Origin of the sequence: Geodermatophilus sp. DSM 44513 (assembly GCF_032460525.1) — a bacterium.
GTDB lineage: Bacteria > Actinomycetota > Actinomycetes > Mycobacteriales > Geodermatophilaceae > Geodermatophilus.
Map to the genome: position 1 here is coordinate 3,553,728 of NZ_CP135963.1, position 26,441 is coordinate 3,580,168.

At 77.0% G+C, this 26,441-nt stretch carries 26 protein-coding genes; 12 read left to right on the forward strand and 14 right to left on the reverse strand.

All coding sequences use genetic code 11. The features are described 5' to 3' along the window. The first annotated feature begins 81 nt into the window (after nucleotides 1-81). The 3 genes from RTG05_RS17220 to RTG05_RS17230 are packed head-to-tail and all read left to right on the forward strand — an operon-like array spanning nucleotide 82 to nucleotide 3,014. Entirely contained in the window at nucleotides 82-1,179 is a 1,098-nt protein-coding gene (locus RTG05_RS17220) for an outer membrane protein assembly factor BamB family protein (protein ID WP_315911988.1), read from the forward strand. Between the two features lie 45 nt (nucleotides 1,180-1,224). Beyond that, complete coding sequence (locus RTG05_RS17225; RefSeq protein ID WP_166526134.1) at nucleotides 1,225-2,145, forward strand: alpha/beta fold hydrolase; 921 nt, start codon at nucleotides 1,225-1,227, stop codon at nucleotides 2,143-2,145. Further along, complete coding sequence (locus tag RTG05_RS17230; RefSeq protein WP_166526135.1) at nucleotides 2,142-3,014, forward strand: oxygenase MpaB family protein; 873 nt, start codon at nucleotides 2,142-2,144, stop codon at nucleotides 3,012-3,014. The genes RTG05_RS17225 and RTG05_RS17230 overlap by 4 nt, the downstream gene beginning before the upstream one ends. Before the next feature lie 27 nt (nucleotides 3,015-3,041). On the opposite strand, the gene RTG05_RS17235 is transcribed toward RTG05_RS17230, so the two are convergent. After that, nucleotides 3,042-3,911: a LysR family transcriptional regulator ArgP gene (locus RTG05_RS17235; RefSeq protein ID WP_166526136.1), complete on the reverse strand. Its 870-nt coding sequence runs from the start codon at nucleotides 3,909-3,911 to the stop codon at nucleotides 3,042-3,044. A gap of 76 nt (nucleotides 3,912-3,987) precedes the next feature. On the opposite strand from RTG05_RS17235, the gene RTG05_RS17240 reads away from it, so the two are divergent. After that, complete coding sequence (locus RTG05_RS17240; RefSeq protein ID WP_166526137.1) at nucleotides 3,988-4,605, forward strand: LysE/ArgO family amino acid transporter; 618 nt, start codon at nucleotides 3,988-3,990, stop codon at nucleotides 4,603-4,605. Between the two features lie 77 nt (nucleotides 4,606-4,682). Here the strand turns inward: RTG05_RS17240 and RTG05_RS17245 are convergent, their stop codons facing one another. The 5 genes from RTG05_RS17245 to RTG05_RS17265 all read right to left on the reverse strand — a co-directional run bounded on the left by RTG05_RS17245 (nucleotide 4,683) and on the right by RTG05_RS17265 (nucleotide 8,033). Further along, nucleotides 4,683-5,528, reverse strand: a complete 846-nt coding sequence (locus RTG05_RS17245) for a RecB family exonuclease (RefSeq protein ID WP_166526138.1) — start codon at nucleotides 5,526-5,528, stop codon at nucleotides 4,683-4,685. Next, nucleotides 5,521-6,405 (reverse strand): PHP domain-containing protein, encoded by an 885-nt coding sequence (locus RTG05_RS17250; protein ID WP_166526139.1) that lies wholly within the window; start codon nucleotides 6,403-6,405, stop codon nucleotides 5,521-5,523. Before RTG05_RS17250 ends, RTG05_RS17245 begins: the two co-directional genes overlap by 8 nt. Further along, complete coding sequence (locus RTG05_RS17255) at nucleotides 6,405-7,094, reverse strand: PH domain-containing protein (RefSeq protein WP_315911990.1); 690 nt, start codon at nucleotides 7,092-7,094, stop codon at nucleotides 6,405-6,407. Before RTG05_RS17255 ends, RTG05_RS17250 begins: the two co-directional genes overlap by 1 nt. A 6-nt stretch (nucleotides 7,095-7,100) precedes the next feature. After that, a complete protein-coding gene (locus tag RTG05_RS17260) occupies nucleotides 7,101-7,253 on the reverse strand; it encodes a hypothetical protein (RefSeq protein WP_166526140.1) in 153 nt (50 codons plus the stop codon). Nucleotides 7,254-7,409: 156 nt separating this feature from the next. After that, nucleotides 7,410-8,033, reverse strand: a complete 624-nt coding sequence (locus tag RTG05_RS17265; RefSeq protein ID WP_166526141.1) for a DUF6758 family protein — start codon at nucleotides 8,031-8,033, stop codon at nucleotides 7,410-7,412. Nucleotides 8,034-8,105: 72 nt separating this feature from the next. On the opposite strand from RTG05_RS17265, the gene RTG05_RS17270 reads away from it, so the two are divergent. After that, nucleotides 8,106-8,531 carry an NUDIX hydrolase gene (locus RTG05_RS17270; protein WP_208104631.1) on the forward strand — a complete coding sequence of 142 codons (426 nt, stop codon included), beginning with the start codon at nucleotides 8,106-8,108 and terminating at the stop codon, nucleotides 8,529-8,531. Nucleotides 8,532-8,548: 17 nt separating this feature from the next. On the opposite strand, the gene RTG05_RS17275 is transcribed toward RTG05_RS17270, so the two are convergent. After that, on the reverse strand, nucleotides 8,549-9,094 hold the full coding sequence (locus RTG05_RS17275; protein WP_315911991.1) for a MaoC family dehydratase: 546 nt from the start codon (nucleotides 9,092-9,094) through the stop codon (nucleotides 8,549-8,551). Nucleotides 9,095-9,233: 139 nt separating this feature from the next. Between RTG05_RS17275 and RTG05_RS17280 the strand changes: the two genes are divergently transcribed. Then, nucleotides 9,234-9,692, forward strand: coding sequence for a hypothetical protein (locus tag RTG05_RS17280; RefSeq protein WP_315911992.1), 459 nt, complete (start codon nucleotides 9,234-9,236; stop codon nucleotides 9,690-9,692). Further along, nucleotides 9,689-10,633 (forward strand): HTTM domain-containing protein, encoded by a 945-nt coding sequence (locus RTG05_RS17285; protein WP_315911993.1) that lies wholly within the window; start codon nucleotides 9,689-9,691, stop codon nucleotides 10,631-10,633. The genes RTG05_RS17280 and RTG05_RS17285 overlap by 4 nt, the downstream gene beginning before the upstream one ends. Before the next feature lie 17 nt (nucleotides 10,634-10,650). Here the strand turns inward: RTG05_RS17285 and RTG05_RS17290 are convergent, their stop codons facing one another. Then, the gene (locus RTG05_RS17290) at nucleotides 10,651-10,944 is read right to left on the reverse strand and encodes a WXG100 family type VII secretion target (protein WP_166526143.1); all 294 of its coding nucleotides are present in this window, start codon (nucleotides 10,942-10,944) and stop codon (nucleotides 10,651-10,653) included. 178 nt (nucleotides 10,945-11,122) lie between these two features. On the opposite strand from RTG05_RS17290, the gene RTG05_RS17295 reads away from it, so the two are divergent. After that, nucleotides 11,123-12,112, forward strand: coding sequence for an IS481 family transposase (locus tag RTG05_RS17295; RefSeq protein ID WP_166526144.1), 990 nt, complete (start codon nucleotides 11,123-11,125; stop codon nucleotides 12,110-12,112). Between the two features lie 104 nt (nucleotides 12,113-12,216). Further along, nucleotides 12,217-16,434 (forward strand): type VII secretion EssC family protein, encoded by a 4,218-nt coding sequence (locus RTG05_RS17300; RefSeq protein ID WP_166526145.1) that lies wholly within the window; start codon nucleotides 12,217-12,219, stop codon nucleotides 16,432-16,434. Between the two features lie 20 nt (nucleotides 16,435-16,454). Here the strand turns inward: RTG05_RS17300 and RTG05_RS17305 are convergent, their stop codons facing one another. The 4 genes from RTG05_RS17305 to RTG05_RS17320 all read right to left on the reverse strand — a co-directional run bounded on the left by RTG05_RS17305 (nucleotide 16,455) and on the right by RTG05_RS17320 (nucleotide 20,715). Next, complete coding sequence (locus RTG05_RS17305; protein ID WP_166526146.1) at nucleotides 16,455-16,967, reverse strand: DUF6912 family protein; 513 nt, start codon at nucleotides 16,965-16,967, stop codon at nucleotides 16,455-16,457. A gap of 72 nt (nucleotides 16,968-17,039) precedes the next feature. Further along, entirely contained in the window at nucleotides 17,040-18,416 is a 1,377-nt protein-coding gene (locus tag RTG05_RS17310; RefSeq protein WP_166526147.1) for a WS/DGAT/MGAT family O-acyltransferase, read from the reverse strand. A gap of 83 nt (nucleotides 18,417-18,499) precedes the next feature. Continuing rightward, the gene (locus RTG05_RS17315) at nucleotides 18,500-19,795 is read right to left on the reverse strand and encodes a CpaE/TadZ family protein (protein WP_166526148.1); all 1,296 of its coding nucleotides are present in this window, start codon (nucleotides 19,793-19,795) and stop codon (nucleotides 18,500-18,502) included. Then, entirely contained in the window at nucleotides 19,795-20,715 is a 921-nt protein-coding gene (locus RTG05_RS17320) for an SAF domain-containing protein (protein ID WP_315911994.1), read from the reverse strand. The genes RTG05_RS17315 and RTG05_RS17320 overlap by 1 nt, the downstream gene beginning before the upstream one ends. A gap of 182 nt (nucleotides 20,716-20,897) precedes the next feature. Here RTG05_RS17320 and RTG05_RS17325 point away from each other — a divergent pair, with 182 nt between their 5' ends. Further along, on the forward strand, nucleotides 20,898-21,173 hold the full coding sequence (locus RTG05_RS17325; RefSeq protein ID WP_315911995.1) for a helix-turn-helix domain-containing protein: 276 nt from the start codon (nucleotides 20,898-20,900) through the stop codon (nucleotides 21,171-21,173). Between the two features lie 18 nt (nucleotides 21,174-21,191). On the opposite strand, the gene RTG05_RS17330 is transcribed toward RTG05_RS17325, so the two are convergent. Then, nucleotides 21,192-21,758, reverse strand: a complete 567-nt coding sequence (locus RTG05_RS17330; protein WP_166526149.1) for a hypothetical protein — start codon at nucleotides 21,756-21,758, stop codon at nucleotides 21,192-21,194. Between the two features lie 100 nt (nucleotides 21,759-21,858). Between RTG05_RS17330 and RTG05_RS17335 the strand changes: the two genes are divergently transcribed. Further along, entirely contained in the window at nucleotides 21,859-22,581 is a 723-nt protein-coding gene (locus RTG05_RS17335) for a LysM peptidoglycan-binding domain-containing protein (RefSeq protein WP_315911996.1), read from the forward strand. A 34-nt stretch (nucleotides 22,582-22,615) separates the two neighbouring features. Continuing rightward, a complete protein-coding gene (locus RTG05_RS17340) occupies nucleotides 22,616-23,188 on the forward strand; it encodes an Rv3235 family protein (protein ID WP_166526150.1) in 573 nt (190 codons plus the stop codon). A gap of 68 nt (nucleotides 23,189-23,256) precedes the next feature. Here the strand turns inward: RTG05_RS17340 and secA are convergent, their stop codons facing one another. Then, the gene (gene secA, locus RTG05_RS17345) at nucleotides 23,257-26,433 is read right to left on the reverse strand and encodes a preprotein translocase subunit SecA (RefSeq protein WP_166526151.1); all 3,177 of its coding nucleotides are present in this window, start codon (nucleotides 26,431-26,433) and stop codon (nucleotides 23,257-23,259) included. Between the last annotated feature and the right edge of the window lie 8 nt (nucleotides 26,434-26,441).

A 26,441-nucleotide genomic window follows, 5' to 3' on the forward strand; every position in this document is an offset into this window, starting at 1 on the left:
CCTCCGGACGGGGCCGTCCGCCGCTCGCGGCGGGCCCCTGGAGGCGGGCCGTTCCAGCACGTCACCAGCTGGCTGCCGCGGGTGCTCGCGTGGGCGGTGGCCGTGCTCGTGCTGGTCGTCGTCGGCACCCTGCTGTGGCGCGGCTCGGACGCCGCGGCCACCACCAGCACCACCGCCGCACCGGCCGACGTCCCCCGCGGGACGCCGGCCGGTGCCGTCTCGGTGGCCTGGGAGGCGGCGACCACCGCGTCCGGCGGGGCCGCCCGGTCGGCCGTGGCCGGCGGGCGCGTGGTCGTCGGGGACGGCCGCGGGGTCCGCGCGCTGGACGCCGGCACCGGCGCGGAGGCGTGGCGCTACACCCGCGCCAACGCCCGGCTGTGCGACTGGACGCTCGTCGGCGGCCGGGTGGTCGCCGTCTTCGGCACCGAGGACCGCTGTGACGAGGCGGTCGCGCTGTCGGTCGACACCGGCGTCCGTGCCTGGACCCGCAACCTCGACCTGCGTCCCGACGTGGTCCTGTCCGGCACCGACGGCACGGTGCTGGCGGCCAGCCCCACCGGCGTCCTCACCGTCGACCCGCTCGGCAACTCCACCCGCTGGCGGGCCGCGCCCGACGAGGGCTGCGCGGTCGAGGACGCCGACGTGGGCGGTGCCGGTGTCGCCCTCCTGCAGCGCTGCGCCGACGCGGTGTCGGTGCGGCTGCTCGACAGCTCCGACGGCAGCGAGCTGTGGACCCGGGACGTGGCCACCGGGACGACGCTGGCCGGCGTCGAGGAGGCGGTCGTGGTCGCCGGGGACGACGGCGTGCAGCTGCTGGCCGGTGCCGACGGCGTGCCCCTCGGCGGGCCCGTGGCCGGGGCGGCGCGCGCCCTGGTGGCCGGGGTCGACGGCACCGCGCTGGTCTGGGCCGGGGACGAGCTGGCCGCCGTCGACCAGGGCACCGGCGCGGTCACCTGGCGCGCGCCCGCGACCGGCCTGCCCACCGGGGCGCTCGGCTCCGCGCCGCCGCCCGCGGGTGTCCCGGTGCCGGACGGGGACGCCGTCGTCCTGCGCGACCTGGCGACCGGTGCGGAGCTGCGGCGCGTAACCGCCCCCGACCTGCGCGGCGGCGGGCTGGTCACGGTGACCGGTCCAGTCGTCGTCCAGCAGCTCCCGGACGGCGTGCTGGCCCACCGCTGAGGTGTCCGGCGGCACCGCCGCCGGAGTCGGGGTTCACTGTGCGGCATGGGAACGCCCGGCGGCGCCGAGGGCCGCGCTCCTGTCCCCGAGGACCTCGGCCAGCTGGCCGACCACGACGCCCGGCACCGCACCCTCACCGGCGGCGCCGGCCCGCTGGCCGCGCTGGACACCGGGGGCGACGGGGCGCGCGGCACCGTCCTGCTCGTCGCCGGCTTCACCGGCAGCAAGGAGGACTTCGCCCCGCTGCTGCGCCCGCTGTGCACCGCCGGGTACCGGGTCGTCGCCCTGGACCAGCGGGGGCAGTTCGAGTCCCCCGGCCCCGACGACCCCGCGGCCTACTCCGTCGCCGAGCTCGGCGCGGACCTCGTCGCCGTCGCCGCCCAGCTGCGGTCCGAGGGCGTCGGCACGTTGCACCTGGTCGGGCACTCCTTCGGCGGGCTGGTCGCCCGGGCCGCCGTCCTGGCCGACCCGGCGGCGTTCGACACGCTGACCCTGCTCGGCTCCGGCCCCGCCCGGCTGGGCGGCCCCCGCGCCCAGCTGCTGGAGCACCTCACCCCGCTGCTGGACGCCGGCGGCGTCGCGCTGGTCAACGAGGCCCTGGAGCAGCTGGCCATGACCGACCCCACGGCGCAGCCGGTGCCCGAGCCCACCCGGCGCTTCCTGTCCCGCCGGTTCCTCGCCAACAGCGCCGCGGGGCTGCGCGGCATGGCCGACGCGATGACCGCCGAGCCCGACCGCGTCGCGGAGCTCGCGGCCACCGGCGTCCCGGTGCTGGTGACCCACGGCGCCACGGACGACGCGTGGCCACCGGCCGTGCAGGCGGACATGGCCCGCCGGCTCGGGGCCCGGTACGCGGTGATCGAGGGCGCGGTGCACTCCCCCGCCGTCGAGAACCCGCAGCGCACACTCGACGTGCTGCTGGACTTCTGGGCCGCCGTGACCGCCGACAGCGGGGTCCTGCGGTGAACCGGCTGCCCGCGCTGCGCGACTTCACCGCCGAGGAGGACCTGCTCGGCTTCTTCGGCCCGGACAGCGTCAGCTGGCGCATCCACGCCGACCCCGCGTTCGGCGTCGGCGGCATCCGGGCGCTGCTGCTGCAGGCGCTGCACCCGGTCGCCATGGACGGCGTCGCCACCTTCTCCACGGCCTTCACCTCCGACCCGTGGGCGCGGCTGACCCGCACCGCGGAGTACGTGGCCACGCTCACCTTCGGCACCCGCAGGGACGCGCTGCGCTCGGTGCGCCGGGTGCGCGGCCTGCACCGGGGCAAGGCGGCCGTCGAGGAGACCACCGGCCGCGGGTACGCCGTCGACGACGCCGACCTGCTGCTGTGGGTGCACTGCTGCGAGGTCGACTCGCTGCTGTCGGTCGCCCGCCGCGCCGGGGTCCCGCTCACCGACGACGACGCCGACCGGTACGTCGCCGAGCAGGTGACCGCCGCGGTGCTGGTCGGCTGCGAGGCCGCCGAGGTGCCGGCCACCGCCGCAGAGCTGGAGGCCTACCTGCAGCGCATGCGCCCCCAGCTGGCGGTCACCCCGGCCACCCGGGACGCCTCCCGCTTCGTGCTCGTGCCGCCGATGCCCGGCTGGGTGCAGCTGCTCACCCCGGCCCGCCCGGCCTGGAGCACGCTGGCCGCCCTGGGTGCGGCGACCCTCCCGCGGTGGGCGCGCCAGCTCTACGGGCTGCCCGGCTTCAGCGTGACCGACACCGCCGCGACCGCGGCGGTGCGGGCCTTCCGCCAGGCCGCGCTGGCACTGCCGGTGCAGGTGCGGGAGTCGCCGATCGTGCGCGCGGCCCGCGAGCGGGTCGCCGCCGCCGAGGAGCTCACCGCCTGACGGAGGATCCGCCGTCACCGCGTGACGTCACCTCAGCCGGCGCCGGGCCGCGGCGAGCACGGCGGCGGCCACCCGGTCCAGGCCCGGCGAGCCCAGCCGCCACTGCTGCCAGTAGAGGACGACGTCCACCGCGCCGTCCGGGTCCAGCACGACCAGCTCACCGGCCGGCTCCTGCTGCTCGGGCACCATCCCCCAGCCCAGGCCCAGCCGCACCGCGGTGACCAGCTCGGCCGACGCGGGCACGTGGTGGGTCGGTGGCGCGGTCGTCACGCCGCGCCGGCGCAGGTAGCCGTGCTGCAGGTCGTCCCGTCGGTCGAAGACCACCACCGGCGCGCGGGCCAGCGCGGCCGTCGGGACGCCGTCGGGGAACCAACGGCCGGTGAACGCCGCGGTCGCCATCGGCCGGTAGCGCATCCCGCCCAGCCGGGTCACGGTGCAGCCGGGCACCGGCTGCGCGTCGGTGGTCACCGCGGCCAGCACCCGGCCGTCGCGGAGCAGGGCCGCGGTGTGCTCCTGGTCCTCCCGGTGCAGCTCGAAGGCGTACTCGGCGGCCAGCGGCGCCAGGGCCGGCAGCACCCAGGTGGCCAGCGAGTCGGCGTTGACGGCGACCGGCAGGGTCACCGGGGCCTGCTGCGCGCCGTCGCCGGCCAGCTCCCGGGTGGCGTCGGCGGTGAGCAGCGCCACCTGCCGGGCCAGCCGCAGCAGCACCGCGCCGGACCCGGTCACCTGCACCGGCCGGCTGCGCACCAGCAGCACCCGGCCGGTCGCCGCCTCCAGGGCCCGCAGCCGCTGGCTGACCGCGCTCGGCGTCAGGTGCAGCTCCCGGGCCGCGCCGTCCAGCGTGCCCGCGGCGACGGTCGCCGCCAGGGCGCGCAGCTGGTCGAGGTCGAGGTCCACCCCACCATCAGAGCAGCTGCAGGTGCGTCAGGAACACGCGCGGAGCCGGCGGGCGGCGCCGCCTACCGTCGCCCGGGTGTCCGCCGCGCTGCTCGCCGCCGTCTCCGGCCTGGGGCTGGGCCTGTCGCTGATCGTGGCGATCGGCGCGCAGAACGCCTTCGTGCTGCGCCAGGGGCTGCGCGCCGAGCACGTCGCCGCGGTCGTCGCCGTCTGCCTGCTCTCCGACGTCGCCCTCATCGCCGCCGGCACGGCCGGCGCCGGGGCACTGGTGCAGCGGGTGCCCGGGCTGCTCGACGTCGTCTGCCTCGCCGGCGCCGCCTTCCTGCTCGGCTACGGGCTGCTGGCCGCCCGGCGCGCGCGGCACCCGGCCACGCTGGTCACCGAGGCGGCCGGCCGGCGGGCCGGCCTGACGGTCACCGTGAGCACCGCGCTGGCCCTCACCTGGCTCAACCCGCACGTCTACCTGGACACCGTGGTGCTGCTCGGCTCGCTGGCCGGCACCTGGGGCGAGCAGCGCTGGTGGTTCGCCGCCGGCGCCGGGCTGGGCAGCGCGGCGTGGTTCACCGGACTCGGCTACGGGGCCCGGCTGCTGCGGCCGGTGTTCGCCCGGCCGGCCGCGTGGCGGGTGCTCGACGCGGTCATCGCGGTCGTGATGGTCACGCTGGCCGCCGGGCTCGTCGTCCGCGTGCTCTAGGACCTGTTACCGGCACCCGTCGGCCCCCTGCAGGGCCCCGCCGCGAGCTCGCGAGTGGTGGGGGGCAGGGGGTCCTCTTACTCGGGGAGGAAGCTCCAGGTCTCCCGGGGCGGCGTGGCCGCGCGGCCGGGGGCGCAGCTGGGCCGGAAGTCGCACCAGCCGCACTGCCGGCCGGGGACGGCGGGGAAGGCGTCGTCCGGGTCCGCCCCGCCGTCGAGGGCCGCGGTGGCCGCGGCGATGTCGGCGGCGACGTCCTCGGCCCGGCGGACGTGGTTGGCCAGCGAGCGGTCGGTGTGCTCGAAGGCGGCCACCGTGCCGCTGGGCAGGTGGTGCAGCTCGACGCGGCTGCACGGCCGGCGCAGCGTGCGGCGCACCCCGAGCACGTAGGCGGCCAGCGCGGGTGAGCCGCGGGCCTCGTCGTCGGTGCTCACCGACCGGCCGGTCTTGTAGTCGACGACCACGAGCTCCCCGCCGCGCTGGTCGATGCGGTCGACCCGGCCGGACAGCGCCAGCCGCTCGGTGGTGGCGGCCACCTGCCGCTCGGTGCCGACCGGTTCCTCGGCGGGGTCCAGGCCGGTCACGTAGTCGGTGAGCCAGCCGGCCGCGCGGGCGCGCCACCGCTGCGACTGCTCGGCGTCGCGGAAGCCGGCGGTGGACCAGACGCCGTACAGCAGCTGCCGGGCCGCGGCCGGGGTGCGCCTGCCCAGCGGCAGCTCCCACCACGAGCGCAGCGCGGCGTGCACCGCCGACCCCACGCTGTTGTGCGCCCACGCCGGCCCCTTGGCCGGGGTGGGCCGGTCGACGTAGGCGTGCCGGTAGCGACGCGGACAGTCGCCGAACGCGGCCAGCTTGCTCGGCGTGGCCGGGAACAGCCGCCGCGGCATGCCCGGCATCTCCAGCTGCGCTCCGCCCACGTCAGCCATGGTGACCGGGGGGACCGACGGTCCCGGTGAGCGGCGCGGCGCCGGTCCCCGCGGCCACCAGCGCCTCGTACTGGTCCGGGGCGGTGGTGCAGGCGCCGATCGGTGTCGTCTTGTTGTTGCCGTGGTAGTCGCTGGAGCCGGTGACCAGCAGGCCCAGCTCGCCGGCCAGGCCGCGCAGGTGGGCGCGCTCGTCCGGGTCGTGGTCGGGGTGGTCGACCTCCAGGCCGAGCAGGCCGGCCCGGGCCATCGTGGCGAGGGCCTCGTCGCCGACCACCCGGCCGCGGCGGGTGGCCAGGCCGTGCGCGAACACCGGCACCCCGCCGGCGCTGCGGACCAGCTCGATGCCGAGGAGCACGTCGGTGTCGGCCTTGGCGACGTGGAAGGGGCTGCGGTGGTGCAGCAGCGTGGCGAAGGCGTGCTCGATGGAGTCGACGACGCGGGCCTCGACCAGCGCGCGGGCGATGTGCGGCCGGCCGACCACGCCACCGTCCGCGCGCTCGACGATCTCGCGCCACACGACCGGGTGGCCGGCCTCGGCCAGCGCCCGGACGATGCGCTCGCCACGGCTGAGCCGCTCGTCGCGCAGCCGCGCGCGCTCCGCCGCCAGGCCGGCGTGCCCGGGGTCGAACAGGTAGGCCAGCAGGTGCACGCTGATCGGCGGCGCGCCGGTCGGGAACCACCGGCAGGACAGCTCCATCCCCGGGACGACGGTCAGCCCGTCGGGGCGGGACTGCTCCGCCTGCGCCCACCCTGCGGTGGTGTCGTGGTCGGTGAGGGCGACGACGTCCAGGCCCGCGGCCCGTGCGGCGGCCAGCAGCTCCGCGGGGCTGTCGGTGCCGTCGGACACCGAGGAGTGGGTGTGCAGGTCGATCCGCATCAGCGCCTGCCCTCCCGCACCCGGCGTCCGGCGACCCGCCCGGTGCGCGGCCGCCGCGGTGGCGGGGCCTCCGGCTCGGCGGCGCGGTCCGCGGGGGGCGTCCGGCGGCCCGGTCCGGGGGGCGGCTCGGGGTTGCCCTCGTCGTCGCCGGAGTCGGCGCCGCCGCCGCCGAAGAGCAGGTCGCTGACGTCCCGGTAGAGGACGCCGGCCCGCGGCAGGTAGGTGATCTCCGACAGCGCCTGCTGCTGACCGGCGGACTCGAAGCGGAAGGTGCCGTAGCCGAGCAGCTGGCCGAACAGGGTCTCCTTGTAGGTGAGGTCGGTGATCCGGCGCAGCGGCAGCAGGGCCACCGTTCGGACGACGATCCCCGTGGTGAGCAGCACCCGCCGGTTGGTGACGATGAAGTGCCGCATCCACCACTCGCCGACCCGCAGCGCCAGGAACACCAGCGCCCCGAGCAGCAGGACCAGCCCGACGCTGGTGGTGACCCGGTCGTCGGGGTCGAGCAGCATCAGCCAGCCGCCGGCGGCCAGCACCGGCACCGCCCTGACCACCGGCGCGACGAGCACCGCCCAGTGCCGGCGGGTGGCCACGACGGGCGGCTGCTCCTGCGGCAGCAGGTACTTCTCGGCGTCCCTGCGCCAGACCGACCGGGAGCCGCCGGTGGGACCGGGAGCCGGCTCGCTCACGCCGGCCTAGGCGAGGGACTCGAAGAACGACGCGAGCGAGGTCGCGGCGTCACCGAGGGCCTGCCCCGCGGTGCGGACGATGTCCGCGGAGGCCTCCGGCGCCGAGATGACGTAGAAGACCACGAAGGCGAGCGCCAGCCAGGTGAGGACCTTCTTCACCGGTACCTCCGTGGTCGGCGTCGGGTGGGCGTCGTCTGGGCGTCGTCTGGGCGTGCGGACGCGGACTCGCCCGCACGACGAGTCCCATGGGTAACACACGCCCCAGCGCCGGCCCCCGGGACACGCCGCCGACCGACGGCCGGGAGGAGTCGTCGGTCACCGTCCGGGCAGCAGGTGCTCGCCGGGCGGTCCCAGCGGCAGGTCGGGGTAGAGGCGCTCGCGCAGGTCGAGCAGCTCCAGGTCCTCGGCGAGCAGCCACGCCGCCGACATCGGCCACACGACCAGCCACAACCACACGCCGTAGGCCTCGCCCACGAAGGCCGCCCGGTCGTCGGACGTCGGGACCGCCCACAGCGGTGCGTGCTGGCCAGCGGCCTCGACGGAGGTCGAGGAGGGGCCGGAGATGACGTCGCCGGGATCGGGACCGGGGAGCCCGGCGTACCCGCAGCCGACGCCGGTGCCCGGTTCCTCGGCGACCAGCACCAGCTCGGCCGAGCCGCCGAGCGGGGCCGGCCCGGCGCAGTCGACGACGATCGCCCGGGCACCGGGCTCCCCGCCCCACGCCAGGCCGGTCACCGACCAGCCCGGTGGCACCGGGTCGGGCACCCACGCCGGCACCCGGGCGTCGGCGGTGACCGCGGCGATGGCGTCGTGCGCGATCAGCAGGGTGTGGTGCAGCGGGGTCACCGCGCCGTGCACGTGGCACCAGGCCTGGGCGGAGCTCCCGGGGCGGACGACCACGCGCTCGCCGCAGCGGGGGCAGACCGGGGTGGCAGTCATCGGGCAACACCGTCCTGTGACCGGGCGGATTCGTCAAGCGATGGCCCGGGCGGCGGTGCGTACGGTGCGACCGTGCCGACCGCCGCCGGGGACCCGCTGCCGCTGGTCGCCTGCGTCGGGGCGGTGGTGCTCGACGGCCGGGGCCGGCTGCTGCTCGTGCGGCGCGGCACCGAGCCCGGCCGCGGGCTGTGGTCGGTGCCGGGCGGGCGGGTCGAGCCCGGCGAGTCGCCCGCGGCGGCCGTGGAGCGCGAGGTCCGCGAGGAGACCGGTCTGGCGGTGCGGGCCGGGGCCGAGGTCGGCCGGGTGCGGGTCCCTGGTCCGGGCGTCGTCTACGACGTCGTGGACCTCGCCTGCACCCTGCTGGACCTGGGGGCCACGCCGGTTGCGGGGGACGACGCGGACGCCGTCACCTTCGCCGCGGCCGCCGACCTCGAGCGGCTGGCCTGCACACCGCTGCTGCTGGAGACGCTGCGGAGCTGGGGCGCGCTGCCGTCCTGAGCCGTGACCTGCGTCGGTCAGCCGCGTGGCGACGGCTCCGGGCGGCCGGGCTGCTCGCCGCCCCGCGCCTCGCCGTGGGAGCGCTTGGGCACCATGACCTTGCGCCGGAACACGCACACGACGGTGCCGTCCTGCTTGTAGCCGATGGTCTCGACCGACACCACGCCGCGGTCGTCCCTCGACCGCGACTCGACCTTGTCCAGCACCGTCGTCTCGCCGTAGACCGTGTCGCCGTGGAAGGTCGGCGCCACGTGCCGCAGCGACTCGACCTCGAGGTTGGCGATCGCCTTGCCCGACACGTCGGGGACGCTCATGCCGAGCAGCAGCGAGTACACGTAGTTGCCGACCACGACGTTCCGGCCGAACTCGGTGGTCTCCGCCGCGTAGTGGCTGTCCAGGTGCAGCGGGTGGTGGTTCATGGTGAGCAGGCAGAACAGGTGGTCGTCGTACTCGGTGACGGTCTTGCCCGGCCAGTGCTTGTAGACCGCACCGACCTCGAACTCCTCGTAGTACCGGCCGAACTGCACGCGCTGCCTCCGGGTGTCGACGCTGACGGCGGGCACCGGACGACCTCGGCCGGGGAGCCGCGGCGAGCGGTGGGCGGGCGCCCACACCGGGTCGATGACCCATCCGGACGAGCGCCGATCCTACGATGCGGCGGTGGTACCGGTCCCTCCCCTTTCGGACGCCGGGGACACCGGCGTGCTGACGCTGTCCCCCACCGGCCGGCGGATCCGCCTGGCCGCCACCGGCGTCGTGCTGGCCCTGCTGCTCGGCGGGACCGTGTGGGGCAACGACTCCGAGTTCCCCTTCGGCCCGTTCCGGATGTACTCCACCCGGGCCGACCCCGACCGGCCGGTCGTCTCCACCGGGGTGGTCGGCGTCACCGCGGACGGTGACGAGGTCCCGCTCTCCGGTGGCGAGGTCGGGCTGCGCCGGGCGGAGTTCGAGGGGCAACTGCCCCGCCTCGTGGAGCAGCCTGAGCTGCTCGGCCTGCTGGCCGAGTCCTACGCCGCCGGTCACCCGGGTGCCGAGCCACTGGTCGCGGTGCGGGTCGTGCAGCGCCGGCACGCGCTGGACGGCGGCCGGCGCACCGGTGAGGTCACCGAGAGCGTGGTCGTGGACCACCGTGTGAGGACCGGCCCGGAGGGCACCCCGTGAGCGCGACCACCTCCGCGGACACTGGTCCCACCGCCGACACCCCGCCGTCCCCGCGCCGCCGTGGCCTGTCCGGCTGGTGGTTCCGCCCGGTGCCCCTGGCGCGCGTCGCCGTCGTGCGCACCCTCGCCTACCTGTTCGTGCCGGTCGACGTCTTCCTGACCACCGCCTGGATCCGCGCGCACGCCGACGTCCCGCCCGAGTGGTACGCGCCGCTGACCATCGGCCGGCTCCTGCCGCTGCCCACGCCGACGACCGCGGTGGTGACCGCCGTGCAGTGGGCCCTCGTGGCCGCGGCGCTGGTGGCCGCCACCGGCCGGTCGCCCCGGCTGCTGGGCAGTGCGGTCTTCCTGCTCTACCTGCAGTGGATGGTCATCGGGATGAGCTACGGGAAGGTCGACCACGACCGGATCGGCTACCTCGTCCTGCTCGCCGTGCTGCCCACCGTCGGGCGGGTGCGCTGGCGCGACCGGCGCTCCTCGGAGGCCGCGGGATGGGCCATGGCGGCGGTGTTCGTCACCGTCGTGCTCACCTACTTCCTGGCCGCGTGGGCCAAGGTGCGCTTTGGTGGCTGGGACTGGGCCACCGGCTCGACGCTGGCCCGCGCCATCGTGCGGCGCGGCACGGTGTTCTCCGAGTGGACCCTCGAGGTGCCCGGCCTGCTGGTGGGCGCCCAGTGGGCGATGCTCGCGCTGGAGTTCGCCACACCATTGGTGCTGCTGGTCTGGTCGAACCGCGCGCGGGTGGCCCTGGTCGTCGTCCTGCTGGGGTTCCACCTGGCCGTCTACGCCAGCGTGACGATCATCTTCCTGCCGCACTGCGTGGCCGTCCTGTCGATCCTCCCGTGGGAGCGGGTGCCCGAGGCCGCCCGCCGGCTGCGCACCCGCGGCCGAGCCGGGCACCCGGCCGGCGCGGCCCCGGCCGGGGCCGCGCCACCGGGCTGAGCACGTCGCGCTGGTCCTCAGATCAGGGCGCCGATGCGGGCGGCCACGTCCGCCTCGTGCTGCTGGTAGGACGCCGCCACACCGTCGAGCAGGCCGCCCATCCCGGTGAGCGCGTCGCTGACCCCCTGCGCGCTGAGCCGCCACTGCTCGTAGAGCTCGGTGAACCGGAGCGCGGCCTGGCTGTCGGTCCAGCCCTCGAGCACCGAGGCGTCCACGCTGCTGGACAGGGCGGTGTGCCGGGCCGTCGTGTCGGCGGCCTCGGCGCGGCACTGGCCGGCCATCGACTGCAGGGTGCTGATCTCGACTCTCACGTGTCCTCCTCCTGGCCCGGGTCCCTCCCGGTCGGGGCGCAACGCTAGGTGTACTGACCGGAGACGTTGGTCGAGGGCGTGCAATCACAGGATCTGATTGACGGATGTTGTGAGGGAGGACCTCCGGGCGTGGAGTGGAGCTGCTGAAGGCGACCACTGCACGACACCGGAGGTCCTCGTGCTCCACGCTAATGCCGCACTGACACCACGCCAGCGGCTGCAGATGGCCCGACTCATCGTCGAGGAGAAGTGGCCGGCGACGCGGGCCGCCGAGCGCTTCGGTGTCTCGGCAACCACCGCCCGGCGCTGGGCCGACCGCTACCGCACCGAAGGCGCCGCCGGCATGACCGACCGCTCCAGCCGGCCCCACACCAGCCCGACCAAGACCGATCCGGCGAGGACGAAGCGGATCGTGTCGCTGCGGCTGCGTAAGCGCTGGGGGCCGGTTCGGTTGGCCGCCGAGACTGGCGTGGCGCCCTCCACGGCCGGAGCGGTGCTGCGCCGCTGCAGCATCGGCCGGCTGTCTCGTCTCGAGCGCCGCGAGCGGGTGGTCGTGCGCTATGAACGCGAGGCGCCCGGTGAGCTGCTGCACGTCGACGTGAAGAAGCTGGGCAACATCCCCGCCGGCGGCGGGTGGCGCTTCCTCGGCCGGGTCCAGGGCAAAGTCAACCGGCACCTCGACGGCGGCCGGGCCCGAAGCCGCTATCGCAACCCGCTGATGGGCCACGGGTTCATCCACGTCGTCCTCGACGACCACTCTCGACTGGCCTACGCCGAAATCTGTGAGGACGAGACCGGCCCCACCGCCGCCGCGGTGCTGCGCCGGGCGGCCGACTGGTTCGCCGCTCGCGGGGTGACCGCTCGCCGGGTGCTGACCGACAACGGCGGCTGCTACCGCAGTCGCAACTGGGCCGCTGCCTGCGCCGAGCTGGGCATCGCTGCGAAGCGGACCCGGCCCTACCGGCCGCAGACCAACGGCAAGGTCGAGCGGTTCAACCGCACCATGACCAGCGAATGGGCCTTCGCCCAGCTGTTCACCAGCGAAGCCGACCGCCGCGCGGCCTTCCCTGGTTGGCTACACGCCTACAACCACCACCGGCCCCACACCGGCATCGGCGGCCACCCGCCCATCAGCCGCCTGACCAACCTCCCCGGTCAGTACAGCTAGGTCTGCGGGCCGCCGGGGCCGGCCTGCTGTCCACAGGCCCCCGCGCCGTCCACAGATCCGCCCGTCCCCGCCCGGTGGCCGCCTCCTCCGGCGAGGGTCGGCGCGTGCCCGCCTGCTCCCCCGCCACCCGCTGCTGGACCCTCGTCGCGTCCACCGGCGCCCTCGACGTGGCGGTCTCCGCCGGTGACGACGACCGGCTCGGCGCGGTCCTGCCCGCGCTGGCCGCCACGCTGGGCCTGCCCGCCGCGGAGCTGTGGGCGGGCAGCACCCGGCTGGCCGCCGACCTCCCCCTGACCGACCCGGCGCTGGCGCACGGTACGCTGCTGGGCCTCGGCCGGCCCGGTCCCCGCCCGGTCGCCGCCTCCCGCTCCAGCGCGCTGGAGCTGCACGTCGTCGGTGGTCCGGACGCGGGCACCGTGCACCCCCTGGACCGGGGCCGGCACGTCGTCGGGCGCGGCGGCGAGGCCACCGTCGCGCTCGCCGACCCCGACGTCTCGCGGCGGCACTTGCTCGTCGACGTGGGCAGTGGTGGCGTCACCGTGCACGACCTGGACTCCAGCAACGGCAGCCGGCTGGACGGTGCGCCCCTCGACGACGAGCCGCGCAGCTGGACCCCGGGCACACCGCTGCAGGTGGGGGCCAGCACGCTGCGCACGGCCGGTCCCGGCAGCGCCCGCGCCACCGTCCGGCCCGCGGGCGGCGGCCGGTCGGCCCTGCGGCAGCACCCACGGCTGCAGGCGCCGCGGGAGGTGGTCGAGGTCGCGTTCCCGGCAGAACCGGTGCCCCCGTCCCCGAGAAGGCTGGCCTGGGTGGCGGTGGCGCTGCCGGCGGTGGGCGGGGTCGTCCTGGCCTGGGTGCTCGACGCGCCGCACTTCCTCCTCTTCGCGCTGCTCAGCCCCGTGGTGGCGGTCGGCACGTGGCTGTCCGACCGGTGGTCGGGGCGGCGCGGCACCCGGCGGGCCCGCGCCGCCCACGCCACCGAGCTCGCCGAGGCACACGCATCCCTGGTGACGGCCCTGCGCGCGGACGAGCGCGCCGCCGAGGCGGCGCACCCGGACCTGGCCGTCCTGGTCACCGCGGCGCACCGGCGGTCCACCGACCTCTGGCAGCGGCGGAGGGGGGACGCGGACGCGCTGACCGTCCGGGTCGGCACGGGGCCCGGGGAGTCCCGCGTGGTGCGCGTGGCGGCCGACGGCTCGCGGTGCCGGGAGCCCTCCGACCGGCTGCCCGTCGCGATCGACCTGGCGGCGACCAGCGGGCTGGGCGTGGCGGGTCCCCGGCCGGCCACGGTGGGCGTCCTCACCGGCATCCTCGGTCAGCTCGTCACGCTGCACGCCCCCGGCGAGCTGGCGCTGGGCGTGCTGACCACACCGGAGCGGCTGACCGGGTGGGCCTGGCTGCGCTGGGTGCCGCACCTGCCCGAGGGTGCCGTGCACGTCGGTCCGGCAGCCCCGGACGGCGGCGCCGACGAGGACGTGCGGCGGTGGCTCGGCGCCCTGCTCGCCCGACGCGTGCCGGGCGAGGACGGCGTCCCCGCCCGGCTGGTCGTGCTGGTCGACCGGCCGGTGGGGGCCGGCCTGCTCGCCGCGCTGCGGGCAGCGTCGTCCACCGGGGTCGTCACCCTCAGCTGCGGCTCCTCCGCGGGGGACCTGCCGGACCTGGGCGTCGCGGTCCTGCAGCTCGGCGGGGAGACCGGTGAGCAGGCCACGCTGCTGGTGGCCGGCGCGGGCGGGCGCCCGGTGACGGCGGTCGACCACCTGCCCCGCCGGGTGGCCGCCCAGCTCGCCCGGGACCTCGCCGCCCTGGCACCGGCCAGCTCCGAGGCGGCGCTGCCCCGGCAGGTGCGGCTGGTCGACCTGGGCGCCGGCGGGGCACCGGCGGCCCCCGGGGCGGTGACCGGGGCGGTGACCGGCGGCTGGTCCCGGGCGCGGGACCGCCTCGTCGCCACGGTGGGCCGCAGCGCCGCGGGGGACCTCACGGTCGACCTGTGCCGGCACGGACCGCACGCCCTGGTGGCCGGGACCACGGGCTCGGGCAAGTCCGAGCTGCTGCAGACCCTCGTCGCCGGCCTGGCGCTGGCCCACCCGCCGGACCGCTGCTCGTTCCTGCTCGTCGACTACAAGGGCGGCGCCGCCTTCGCCGAGGCGGCCGCGCTGCCGCACACGGTCGGCCTGCTGACCGACCTCGACGGGGCGGCCACCGCCCGGGCCCTACGGTCACTGGCCGCCGAGCTCAGCCGCCGGGAGACGCTCCTGGCCGAGCACGGCGTGCCGGACGTGGCGGCCCTGCCCGACGCGGTCGACCTGGCGCGGCTGGTCATCGTGGTGGACGAGTTCGCCGGCCTGGCCGAGGAACTGCCGGCCTTCCTGTCCGGCCTGGTCGGCATCGCCCAGCGCGGTCGCTCGCTCGGCGTGCACCTGGTGCTGGCCACCCAGCGGCCCGCCGGCGTCGTCTCCCCGGAGATCCGGGCGAACTGCACCCTGCGGATCTGTCTGCGCACCACCGACGAGGCGGAGTCCCGGGACGTGCTGGGCACCGCGCGGGCCGCGGCCCTGCCGGTCGACACCCCGGGGCGTGGGTACCTGCGGGCCGGCAGCGGCGCACCCGTCCTGTTCCAGGCCGCGCGGGTCGGCGGTGGGCCACCCGCGACCGGGGACGCGACGGCGCAGGTCAGCGCCTGGCGGTGGCCGGCCCCGGCCGGGCCGGCGGTGCGGGAGGCACCGGCCGGCCCCAGCGACCTCGCCCGGCTGACCGCCGCGCTCGCGCGGCGGGCCCGGGAGACGGGGCTGGCCACGCCGCACCGGCCGTGGTGTCCGCCGCTCCCCGACCGGCTGCCGGCCGCGGACCTGCGGGCGCACCCCGCGGCCGGCGGCGCCCGGCCCGCGGACCGTCTGCTGCTGGGGCTGCTGGACCGACCCGAGGTCCAGTCCCAGGAACCGCTGGAGCTGGACCTTGCCCGGGCGGGGGGCTGGCTGGCGGTGGGGGGCGCGCGCAGCGGCCGGACCACCCTGCTGCGGACGGTGCTCGCCGAGGCCGTCACGGCCCTGTCCCCCGACCGGCTGCACGTGCACGTGCTCGACCACGGTGGGGGTGGCCTCGCCGCCGTGGGAGCCGGCCTGCCGCACACCGGTACCGCGGTCGGCGGGGACGACGCCCTGCGCACCGTGCGCCTGGTGGACCGGCTGGCGCAGGAGGTGGCCGCGCGCCGCGCCGCCCCGTCCGCGGGCCCGCGGCCGCACCTGCTGCTGCTCGTGGACGGCGCGGAGTCGGTCATGACGCAGCTGGACGAGTCCGATCCCGGCCGGGGGTCCGCGGTGCTGCTGCGGCTGGTGCGCGACGGTGCGGCCGCCGGGCTGACCTGCGTGCTCACCGCCGACCGGGCCGTCCCGGGTGGCCGGCTGGCCAGCGCCGTCGGCACCCGGCTTGTCCTGCCGCTGCCCGACCGCGCCGACTACGCCGCCGCGGGCGTCCCGCTCCGCGACGTGCCCGGGCACCGGCCGCCCGGCCGTGCGCTGGTCGGCGAGGAGGTCCGCGAGTGCCAGCTCGCCCTGCCCGCCCCCCTCCCCTCGGCGGCGCGGCCGCGCTCCCCGGGCGCACCCCGGCCGGTGTCGGTCCCGGAGCTGCCGGCGGCCCCCGTGCTGCGGCTGCGCGAGCCGGCCGGGGCGGAGCACCCGCTGCGGCTGCCGGTCGGCCCGGGCGGTGACGACGGCGGTGTGCTGACCGTCGACCTGGCCCGCACCGGTGGCCTGCTCGTCGCCGGCCCGCCCGGCAGCGGCCGGACGACGACCCTGCAGGCCTTCGCGGCGCACCTCGCGGCCGCCGGGCTCGCGGTCCTCGAGCTGGGCCGCGGCACCGCCCCGGCAGCGGCGGTCCCGGGGTCGGCGGCCGCGGGCCCCGGCCGGGTCCGGCTGGACGCCGGGGACGTCCCGGGCTGGCAGGAGTGGCTGACCGCCCGGCACGGGACACCGGGCGTGGTGGTCGTCGACGACGCCGCCCTGCTGACCGACTCCGCGGTGCTCGGCACGGCGACCGGCCCGGAGGCGCTCGCGGACGTCGTCTGGGTGGTGGCCGGGTCGGCCGCGGAGCTGTCGGCGGCCTTCCGGGGCCCGGTCCCGGTGCTGCGGCGTCGGCGCAGCGGGCTGCTGCTGACGCCGGGGCCCGGCGACGGCGACCTGCTGGGCGTCCGGCTCCCGCGCACCCCGGTCCCCAGCCGTCCGGGGTCGGGCTGGCTGGTCGTGGCGGGCAGCGCACAGCGGGTGCAGGTGGCCCGGCGCGCCCCGCTGCCGGCCGGGAGCCCCGCCGGGTGCGGGGCGGCCGGGTGAGCGGCCGTGCCGCGCCGCGCTCACAGCAGTTCGAGCAGCGACCCGATCTCCTGCGTGGCGTACCAGGCCAGCTCGTGCCCCTCGGCCTGGTCGACGACGAACTGGGCGTCCTCGCTGCCGAGGTCGGCCTCCAGCACGACGGCCACGGCGGCGCGGACGTCGTCCTCGGCCTCGGCACCGTCGACGTGGGCACTCGCGACGGCGGCCAGGGCGACGTCCCCGCTCACCCGGACGGCGCCGCGGTCGACGTCCGGGTCCTCGACCTCGGCGACCGCGGCGTCCGGGACGTCGGCGGCCAGGACCACCCGGCGGCGGGCGGCCGCCGGGTCGATGTCGACCAGCCGGAGGCTGGCGCGGGCGGCGGCGAGGAGGGCGGCGTACTCCAGCTCCTCCTCGTCGGCCCCGGCGTCGCTCAGCGGGTAGCTGGCGCGCAGGCCGGGGGTGACGGCGAAGCCGGTGAGCGGCCCGGTCAGCCGCCCGTCGTCCACGAGGGCCTGCAGGACCCTCGTCGTGGCGGGCAGGTACACACGCACCGGGGGGACTCCTTCGTGCCGGGGGAGGCCCGACGGTATCCCGGCCGCCGGGGCGAGCCGGGCGCCCCCGGGTCAGCCGGCGGTCTCGACCAGGACGGCGAGCTCCTGCTCGACCAGGTCGGCGAGCAGGTCGACGTCGCCGACGCCGGAGCGGTCGGCGTTGAGGCCGAAGAAGACCCGGCCGTCGTAGCTGGTGATGCCGATCGACAGGCCGTGGCCGGGAGCCAGCGGGACCACCGGGAAGACCTCCAGCACCCGGGCGCCCGCGGCGTACAGCGGCACCTGGGGGCCGGGCACGTTGGTGACCACCAGGTTGGCCACCCGGCGCGACAGCCCTCTGGCCGCGCGGGCGCCGAGGGCGTGCAGCGTCGGCGGGGCGAACCCGGTGAGCGCGAGCAGCGCCTCCGCCCCCACCGACCGGCCGTGGCGGCTCGCGCCGAGCATCGCGTAGCTGAGCCGGGCCAGCCGCAGCCGGGGGTTGGGCTCGCCGACCGGGAGGTCCACCAGGTGGCCGGACACCCGAGTGCCCGGGGCCTCCTCCGCGTCGTGCACCGACACGGGCACGAGAGCGCGCACCGACGTCGAGCCGACGACCGCCTGGCCCCGCGACAGCAGCCACTCCCGCAGCGCCCCGGTGACCACGGTCAGCAGGACGTCGTTGACCGTCCCGCCGTGCGCCTTGCGGACCCGTTTGACGTCGTCCAGGTCGCCCCGGGCCACCACGACCCGGCGCTGGCTGCCACCGGCGGCGTTCAGCGGGGTGCGCGGGGCCGCGAACAGCGCCGAGCGCGCCGCACGCACGGCGCCGCCGGCCGCGCCGGTCAGCCGCGCGCCAGTGGCCCGCACGTCGGTCGCCGCGTGCCGGGCGGTCTCCACGACCGCCGACGGGCGGGTCACGTAGCCACCGACGGCCTCACCGACCAGCTGGACCGCGCTCGGCAGCGGGCGGGTAAGCCACGGCACCGGCTCGGGCACCGGCGCGTCGGGCGAGTCGTCGAGCAGGACCTGACCGATGTCCATCGTGCCGAGCCCGTCGACCAGCGCCGGGTGGGTCTTGGTGACCACCGCCGCCCGGCCCTGCGCCAGGCCCTCCACCAGGTAGAGCTCCCACAGCGGGCGGCTGCGGTCCAGCGGTCGCGCGATCACCCGGGAGACCAGCTCCAGCAGCTGGTCGTGGGTCCCCGGCCGCGGCAGCGCGGAGCGGCGAACGTGGTGGTCGATGGCGAAGTCCGGGTCGTCGGCCCACACCGGGGTGGCCAGATGGCCGGGCACCTCGAGCACCCGCTGCCGGTAGCGGGGCACCAGCGGGAGGCGTGCGGCGACCAGGGCGGCGATGGCGTCCAGACCACCGGCCGGCGCCTCGAGCACCAGCACGCCGGCCACGTGCATGGGGGTGTGGGGGTCCTCCAGGTGGAGGAACGACGCGTCCAGGGTGCTCAGGTGCTCCACCGTCGGCCTCCTCGCGGTCGAGGGCCCCACGCTACGACCCCACCCGGCCGGCGGGCACCTGCGCGCAGGGGGTGGCCGTCAGCTCACCCGGCGGAGCGCCGCAGCCGGGCACGCCCGCGCGCGGCCGCCGGGCTCGGCACACCGGTGAGGGACGCCGCCATCGACCGCAGCGCCGCCCGCAGCGGCGAGGACGGCGCCACCTCGGCCAGCGTGCGTCCCTCCGCGAGCGCGGCGTCCGTCGCCCGCCGGTCGGCGGGGAGGAAGAAGCGCACCCCGTGGCCGGCGAAGCGCTCCAGCGCCTCGCCGATCTCCCGCCGGGGGTCACCCGGGACCGGGCCGCGCCGCACCTGGTTGACGACCACCACGGGGTCGACGTCCGGGAGCACCGCACGCAGCTGCCCCAGTGCCCGGATGCTGCGCTGCAGCGCCACCGGGTCCGCGCCGCTGACGCACAGCACGGTGTCCGCGCTCTCCAGGACGGTGAGCGTGACCCCGTTGCGGCGCGGCGCCGCGGTGTCGAAGGACAGCTCCTCGTCCTCCTCCAGGCTGAAGGCGCAGTCCACGACGGTGAGGTCGACCCTGCGGCGCAGCTCGTCGAGCACCGCGGCCACGGCCGCCGGCCGCAGCTCCGGCCAGCGGTCCGCGCGCGCCAGCCCGGTCAGGACACCCAGCCGGGGGCGCACCGCCCAGGCCAGCCGGCCGAGGGCGGCCTCGTCCAGGGTGCCGGCGGCGGCCTGGCGGGCCGCGCCGGCCAGCCCGGGTGACTCGTCGAGCAGGCCGAGCACCTGGGCGACCACCCCGCCGTAGACGTCGGCGTCCACGAGCAGGGTCGGCACGTCCAGCCGGGCAGCCTCGTCGGCCAGCCCCACGGCCACGGTGGTGCGCCCGGGCGCGCCGGTCGGCCCCCAGACCGCGACCACCCGGCCGCGCCCGGCCGGCCGGCCGTGCACCGGCGCCGGCAGGCCGTGCGCCGGCAGCGCCGCCCGCGGGTCGGCGATGTCCCGGCCGGCCGGCGGGCCTCCGGCCACCGCCTCGCGCAGCGCCCGGGCGATCGCCTCCGGCTCGGCGTCGGCGGGCAGCACCCGGCCGATCCCCAGACCCCGCAGCCGGTGGGCGGCCTGCTCGTCACCGGGGTCCACCAGCCCGACGACGGCCACCCCGGCCGCGGCGAGCCGGGCGACCGCGTCCCCGTCGAGGCGCCGCAGGTCCGCGGACAGGAGTGCGGCCTGCGCGGTGCCGGTGGCCGCGGCGGCCAGCAGCTCGGAGACGTCGACGCACCGGCGGACGACGCTGACCCCGTGGTCGGCGCGGTCCAGGGCCCCGACCAGCGCGGACTCCCAGCCCGCGCCGGTGACGGCGGTGAAGACCTGGACGGCCATCACGGGGTCCCGGTCGGCGCAGCGGCCGGCGGTGCGGCCGGCGGTGCGGCCTCCGCCGGCGACGGGGCGGCAGGTACCGCGGCCTCCGCCGGCGGCGCGGCGACGGGCGCCGGGGGCGACGCCACGGGCGCGGGCGCCGGGACCGGGGCCGGGGGCACGTCCGTGGCCGCAGGGGACGACGGCGTGGCGGCCGTCGGGACCGTCGCCGTCCCGTCGGCGGGCGGGGCCACCGAGCCGTGCACGACCACCACCAGCGGCCGCCCGCCGATGGCCGCCAGGACGGCCGGTGCCGCGTCGGGAGGCAGCGAGACGACCACCTGCACCGTGGTCGTCGCCGTCGACAGCGCGCCCTCGGCGCGTCCGGAGATCGCCTGCACCGGCGCGGCCACCACCACGGGGGTCACGGTCCCGGCGCCGGTCGCGGTGGCCCCGGCGGCCGGGTCGGCGACGGCGTACACGTCGACCACCTGCCCGCGGTCCAGCGCCGGCGGCACGTAGCCGGCCTGCACGGGCAGCGCGATCTGCACCAGGTCGGCCGGCTCGTCCAGCGCCGCCCGCGGCAGCAGCTCGCCGCCGCGGACGGCCTGGGCCAGGGTGCGGCCCTCCGGCCGGGTGCTGGTCGCCAGGTAGGCGCCAGCGACGTCGTCGAGCCGGACCTGCACGGCGACGACGTCCTCGGCGGCGAGCACGGTGCCCGCGGCGAGGTCGCCTGCGGCCGCCCAGACCGGCACGGTGGCGTCCGCGGCGGCCACCACCCGCGCGCCCAGCAGCACCGAGCCGAGCACCAGCAGGACGCCCAGGACCAGCCGCAGGTCCAGCCACTGCGGGGCGCGGACCCGCCGTGGCGCCGACCCCGGTACGGGCGCGGCACCCGGGGCGCCGGGCGCCGGGGTGGTGGACACGGTTCGCGCGGCGCTCACAGCCAGCGGTCCCTCCTCGTCACACTGACACCGTGCACGGCCCGGACGGGCCCACGGTCGGACGGAGATGATGCGGGAGGCGGCGGCCGCGTGCAGGCGCCGTCCACACGTTCGGGGCTGTGGACGGCGCGCATGCCACCCGGACGGGGCTGCCAGACTGTCGCGGACCGGACGGAGACCTGATGCCCACACCGCGGTTCCTGACCCTCGACGACGTCGCCGAGATCCTCAACGTCTCGTGGTCGCAGGCCTACGCGCTGGTGCGCCGCAAGGAGCTGATCGCCATCCAGATCGGCGGTCGCGGCCAGTGGCGGGTCGAGACCGACGAGCTGGAGCGGTTCATCGCCCAGAAGTACGCCGAGGCGCGTGCCGGTACCGTCCCCGCCGAACCCGGGGCCGAGGAGCAGACGGCACCGGACGACGCCACCTCCAGCACCGGGGGCCTCGGCCGGGGCTGACCCCGCCCGGCGTCCGGGTCAGCCGAGCCCCGGGGCCAGGGTCCGCAGCACCGCGACGGCCGGCAGGGCGATGGCCCGGACCCCGCGTACCGCGGCGGCACGGCGCGGCTCGTCGGCGGCGTGCTCGGCCAGCTCCAGGTGGTCGGCGCCGACGCCGTCCACGGTGCCCACGTAGGCCGATCCGTCGGTCAGGACGACCTGCACGACGCTGCGGTCGCGGGACAGCCCGCGGACCGCCCGGCGCAGGTCCAGCCGCGCGCGCACCGGGCTGCCGTCCCCGGGCGCGGCCGTGGCCCGGCCCAGTCCGGCGACCGTCGTGACCGTGGACGTCGCCACGAGCACCTCCCGGCCGCCGCCGTCCAGCAGCAGCCAGTCGGCGCCCACGTCGAGGAGCACGCCGGTCAGGTCACCGGCGCCCTGGCAGCGCAGGGTCAGCGGCCGGCCGACGGCACCGGCCAGCCGGTCCACCAGGCGGACCGCACCGGTCTCCACCCGCCGGCGGGACGCGTCCTCCGCCCGCTCGGCGGCCGCCTCCGCCGCGTCGAACTCCGCCTGCAGGTCGGCGAAGAGCCGTTGCCATCGCATCTGCCACCTCCTCCACGTCACCGTAGTGGATGACTTCACTTGCGTTTGCGTGCATTTGGTTGCTTTGGTCGGTGACATGCCGCGGATGCACGGAGGAGCGATGTCGGTCCGGCGACTGGTCGGGACGGCGGTGGCGATGGCCGTCGCGGCCGTCTGCCTGCGCGCGGTGACCCCGGACCTCTCCGCGGTGACCGGCGCGGGCCTGGACCTGCAGCGCGCCGTCGACACCACCGGGGCCGACACGGTCCTGCTCGCCGCCGTCGCCGCCCTGGCCTGGGTGGCCTGGGCCTGGGGCGCCCTGGGCCTGGTCCTCACCGCGCTGTCCGCGCTGCCCGGCGTCGCCGGCACCCTCGCCCGCGCACTCACCCAGTGCGTGCTGCCCGCGGGGGCCCGGCGCGCGACCGCCGTCGCCCTGGGCGTCGGCCTGGTCACCGGCGGGCCGCTGCTGACCGGGTGCACCACCCCGGGCCCGGTGACGACGACGGTCGTCGCCGCGTCCGCGCACCACCCCGTCGCCGACTGGCCGGCACCGCCGTCGTCGACGTCGTCCCCGGCCCCCGCGGCCGACCGTCCCCCGCTGCCGACCGGGACCGGCCCGGTACGCGACTGGCCGGGCCCGTCCGACGGGGACCACGTCGTGCTGCGCGGCGAGTGCCTGTGGGACATCGCCGCCGCCGACCTCGCCCGGCGGACCGGGGGCACCCCGTCCGACGCGCAGGTCGCCACCGCCGTGGCCGCCTGGTGGCAGGCCAACGCCGCCGTGATCGGTCCCGACCCCGACCTCCTGCTGCCCGGCCAGGTGCTGCGCCCGCCGGCGTCCTGACCGCCCCTGCCCCCCACGAGTCCCGGAGCACCCCATGAGCGCGCCCGCCTCCCCGGCCCGGTCCACCGCGGCCGAGCCCGCCTCCCAGCCGCTGCAGGCGGCGACCATGCGGCTCACCGTCGTCCCCACACCGCAGCCACCCCTGGACCCGCAGCCGGTGCTGCGGCTGGTCCTCCCGGGTGTCGAGGTCCCGCGGACGCCGCACCGGCCGGGTCCGCGCCCGCGCCGGGAGGACCCGCCCGCCGGCTTCGTCCCCGGCTTCGAGCCGACCTGGTCGGTCCGTGCCGACCTCCCCGACCCGCGGCTGGCCGGTCGGAGGCTGCTCACCCTCACCCTGGAGGCCCTGGCCGGCCGGCGTCCGCTGGCCCAGGTCCGGCCGCTCGCCGCGCTCGGCGTCTACACCGCCCTCACCAGCGGCCGCCGGCCGCGGTGGTGCGTGGAGGGGACGGCGCCGGTGCTGCTGGGTCCGGTCCGCGTCTGCGAGCCGGTCGACGGGGTCGCCGAGGTCAGCGCGGTGGCCCGCCGAGCGGGACGGGCGCACGCCGTCGCCGCCCGGCTCGAGGGCATCGACGGCCGCTGGACGTGCACCGCCCTGCAGATCGGCTGACGGACCTCCCTGCCTCTAATGCCTCGCACGCTCGGCCCGGGCCCCTGCAGGGAGGCCGTTCCCTCACCTCACGAGGCGGACGGCGACCCGTGGCAGGACTTGTACTTGCGGCCCGAGCCGCACGGGCAGGGCGCGTTGCGGGCCGGCTCCTTGGTGCCGGTCACGGTGGCGGTCTTGGCCGCCTTGGCCGGACCGCTCTCCCGGGGCGAGGGGTCCAGACTCGGCGCGGAGTAGCTCAGCTGCTCGGCGCGGTGCGGGTCCTCCAGGCCCTTGACGGCCAGCTCCGGTCCGGTGCCCGCGTCCGTGGACACCGGCCGCTGCGCCTCCGGAGCTGCCGGACCGGGCTGCTCGGGCGCGGAGTGCCGGCCGCGTCGGGCCGTCCCGGTCCGGCCGCCCGCCGGTGCGGTGGCGTGCCGGCCGCCAGCCGGCGCGGCCCGGTCCGCCCCGGCCGGAGCCGGCGGCGCAGGAGCAGGTGCAGGAGCCGGCGCAGGTACCGGAGCCGGCGGCGCAGCAGCGGGAGCCGGAGCGGCCGCGACAGGCGCTACGGGAGCGGCGGGCTCGGGCGCAGGAGCGGCGGGCGCAGGAGCAGGAGCAGGAGCAGGAGCAGCGGGAGCCTGAGCCGCGGCTGCCGCAGCTGCCTGGGCGGCCGCCCGCTGCCGGGCCAGCACCCGCGCCGTCCCCTGCTGGGCGGCCGCCAGTGCCTGGGCCTCCGCCTTGGCCTGGGCCTCGGCCTGCTGCTGCTCCTGGGTCTTGACCTCCAGGTTGAACAGGAAGCCGACCGACTCCTCCTTGATGCCGTCGAGCATGGTCATGAACATGTCGTAGCCCTCGCGCTGGTACTCCACGACCGGGTCGCGGTTGGCCATCGCGCGCAGGTGGATGCCGGCTCGCAGGTAGTCCATCTCGTAGAGGTGCTCGCGCCACTTGCGGTCCAGCACGCTGAGCAGCACCCGCCGCTCCAGCTCGCGCATGACCTCCGCGCCGAGGGCGGCCTCCCGCTCCTCGTAGGCACGGTGCACGTCGTCCAGCAGCTCCTGCTTGAGCACGTCGGCGCTCAGCGCCGCCTGGTCGCCGTCGGCGAGTCGCTCCAGGAGCTCGGTGCGGTCCAGGCCCACCGGGTAGAGCGCCTTGAGGCCGGTCCACAGCTGCTCGAGGTCCCAGTCCTCGGCGTAGCCCATCTCCGTGGCGCCGTCGACGTAGGCGCCGACCACGGCGTCGACCATGTTGCGGACCTGCACGTGCAGGTCCTCCCCGTCGAGCACCTTGCGCCGCTCGGCGTAGATGACGGTGCGCTGGCGGTTGAGCACCTCGTCGTACTTCAGGACGTCCTTGCGGATCTCGTGGTTCTGCTGCTCGACCTGCGTCTGCGCCGACAGGATCGCCCGGCTGACCATCTTGGACTCGATCGGCTGGTCGTCGGGCACGCGCAGCGTGGTCATCATCGACTCGAGCATCGGACCGTTGAACCGCCGCATGAGGTCGTCGCCCAGCGACAGGTAGAACCGCGACTCGCCGGGGTCGCCCTGGCGGCCGGAGCGGCCGCGCAGCTGGTTGTCGATGCGCCGGCTCTCGTGCCGCTCGGTGCCCAGCACGTAGAGGCCGCCGGCCTCGGTGACCTGGTCGTGCTCGGCCCGGACCTGGTCGCGGGCCTTCTCCAGGGCGCTGTCCCAGGCCGCCTCGTACTCCTCCGGCGTCTCCGCCGGCGACAGCCCGCGGGCGCGCAGCTGCTCGTCGGCGATGAACTCGGGGTTGCCGCCGAGCTGGATGTCGGTGCCGCGGCCGGCCATGTTGGTCGCCACGGTGACCGCGCCCAGCCGCCCGGCCTGGGCGACGATGTGCGCCTCCCGGGCGTGGTTCTTGGCGTTGAGGACCTCGTGCCGGATCCCGCGCTGCAGCAGCAGCTTGGCCAGCACCTCGGACTTCTCCACGCTCGCCGTGCCGACCAGCACGGGCTGGCCGGCCTCGTGGCACTCGGCGATGTCGGCGACGACCGCGTCGAACTTGGCCTGCTCGGTCTTGTAGATGACGTCGGAGCGGTCCTCGCGGATCATCGGCCGGTTGGTCGGGATCGGGACGACGCCGAGGCCGTAGGTCTGGGAGAGCTCGGCCGCCTCGGTCTGGGCGGTGCCGGTCATCCCGGAGAGCTTCTCGTAGAGCCGGAAGTAGTTCTGCAGGGTGATGGTGGCCAGCGTCTGGTTCTCGTCCTTGACCTGCACCCGCTCCTTGGCCTCGATGGCCTGGTGCATGCCCTCGTTGTAGCGGCGGCCGGACAGCACACGGCCGGTGAACTCGTCGACGATGAGCACCTCGCCGTTGCTGACGATGTACTGCTGGTCGCGGTGGTAGAGCTCCTTGGCCTTGAGCGCGTTGTTGAGGAAGCTGATCAGCGGGGTGTTGACCGCCTCGTAGAGGTTGTCGATGCCGATCTGGTCCTCGACGAACTCCACGCCCTCCTCGGTGATGGCGACCGTGCGCTTGGCCTCCTCCACCTCGTAGTGGACGTCGCGCTGCATCAGCGGGGCCAGCCGGGCGAACTCGCCGTACCAGCGGTGCATGGCCGGGTCCCCGGCCGGGCCGCTGATGATCAGCGGGGTGCGGGCCTCGTCGATGAGGATCGAGTCGACCTCGTCGACGATGGCGAAGTGGTGGCCGCGCTGGACGAGGTCACCCTTCTTCCAGGCCATGTTGTCGCGCAGGTAGTCGAAGCCGAACTCGTTGTTCGTGCCGTGGGTGATGTCGCACAGGTACTGCTGGCGGCGGACGTCGGGCTGCTGGCCGGACACGATCACGCCGACCCGCAGGCCGAGGAAGCGGTGCACCCGGCCCATCTGCTCCGCGTCGCGCTGGGCCAGGTAGTCGTTGGTGGTGACGACGTGCACGCCCTGGCCGCTCAGCGCGTTGAGGTAGGCCGCCAGCACGCCGGTGAGCGTCTTGCCCTCACCGGTGCGCATCTCGGCGATGTTGCCCAGGTGCAGCGCGGCGCCGCCCATGAGCTGCACGCGGAAGTGCCGCTGGCCCAGGGTGCGGGTGGCGGCCTCGCGGACGACGGCGAAGGCCTCGGGGAGGAGCTGGTCGACGGTCTCGCCCTCGGCCAGGCGCTCCCGGAACTCGTCGGTCTTCGCCCGCAGTTCGGCGTCCGTGAGGTCGGCGACGTCGTCCGCCAGCGACTCGACCGCATCGGCGATCTTGTGCAGTCGTCGGACGATCTTGCCCTCACCGGCACGGAGGATCTTCGAGAACACCACCCGTCCAG

Excerpts from the sequence above, each read along its gene's own strand:
- RTG05_RS17225 (WP_166526134.1), top strand. The coding sequence starts at position 1,225 with ATGGGAACGCCCGGCGGCGCCGAGGGCCGCGCTCCTGTCCCCGAGGAC.
- RTG05_RS17335 (WP_315911996.1), top strand. The coding sequence starts at position 21,859 with ATGTCGGTCCGGCGACTGGTCGGGACGGCGGTGGCGATGGCCGTCGCG.
- RTG05_RS17245 (WP_166526138.1), bottom strand. The coding sequence starts at position 5,528 with ATGGCTGACGTGGGCGGAGCGCAGCTGGAGATGCCGGGCATGCCGCGG.
- RTG05_RS17340 (WP_166526150.1), top strand. The coding sequence starts at position 22,616 with ATGAGCGCGCCCGCCTCCCCGGCCCGGTCCACCGCGGCCGAGCCCGCC.
- RTG05_RS17325 (WP_315911995.1), top strand. The coding sequence starts at position 20,898 with ATGCCCACACCGCGGTTCCTGACCCTCGACGACGTCGCCGAGATCCTC.
- RTG05_RS17250 (WP_166526139.1), bottom strand. The coding sequence starts at position 6,405 with ATGCGGATCGACCTGCACACCCACTCCTCGGTGTCCGACGGCACCGAC.
- RTG05_RS17315 (WP_166526148.1), bottom strand. The coding sequence starts at position 19,795 with ATGGCCGTCCAGGTCTTCACCGCCGTCACCGGCGCGGGCTGGGAGTCC.
- RTG05_RS17330 (WP_166526149.1), bottom strand. The coding sequence starts at position 21,758 with ATGCGATGGCAACGGCTCTTCGCCGACCTGCAGGCGGAGTTCGACGCG.
- RTG05_RS17265 (WP_166526141.1), bottom strand. The coding sequence starts at position 8,033 with ATGACTGCCACCCCGGTCTGCCCCCGCTGCGGCGAGCGCGTGGTCGTC.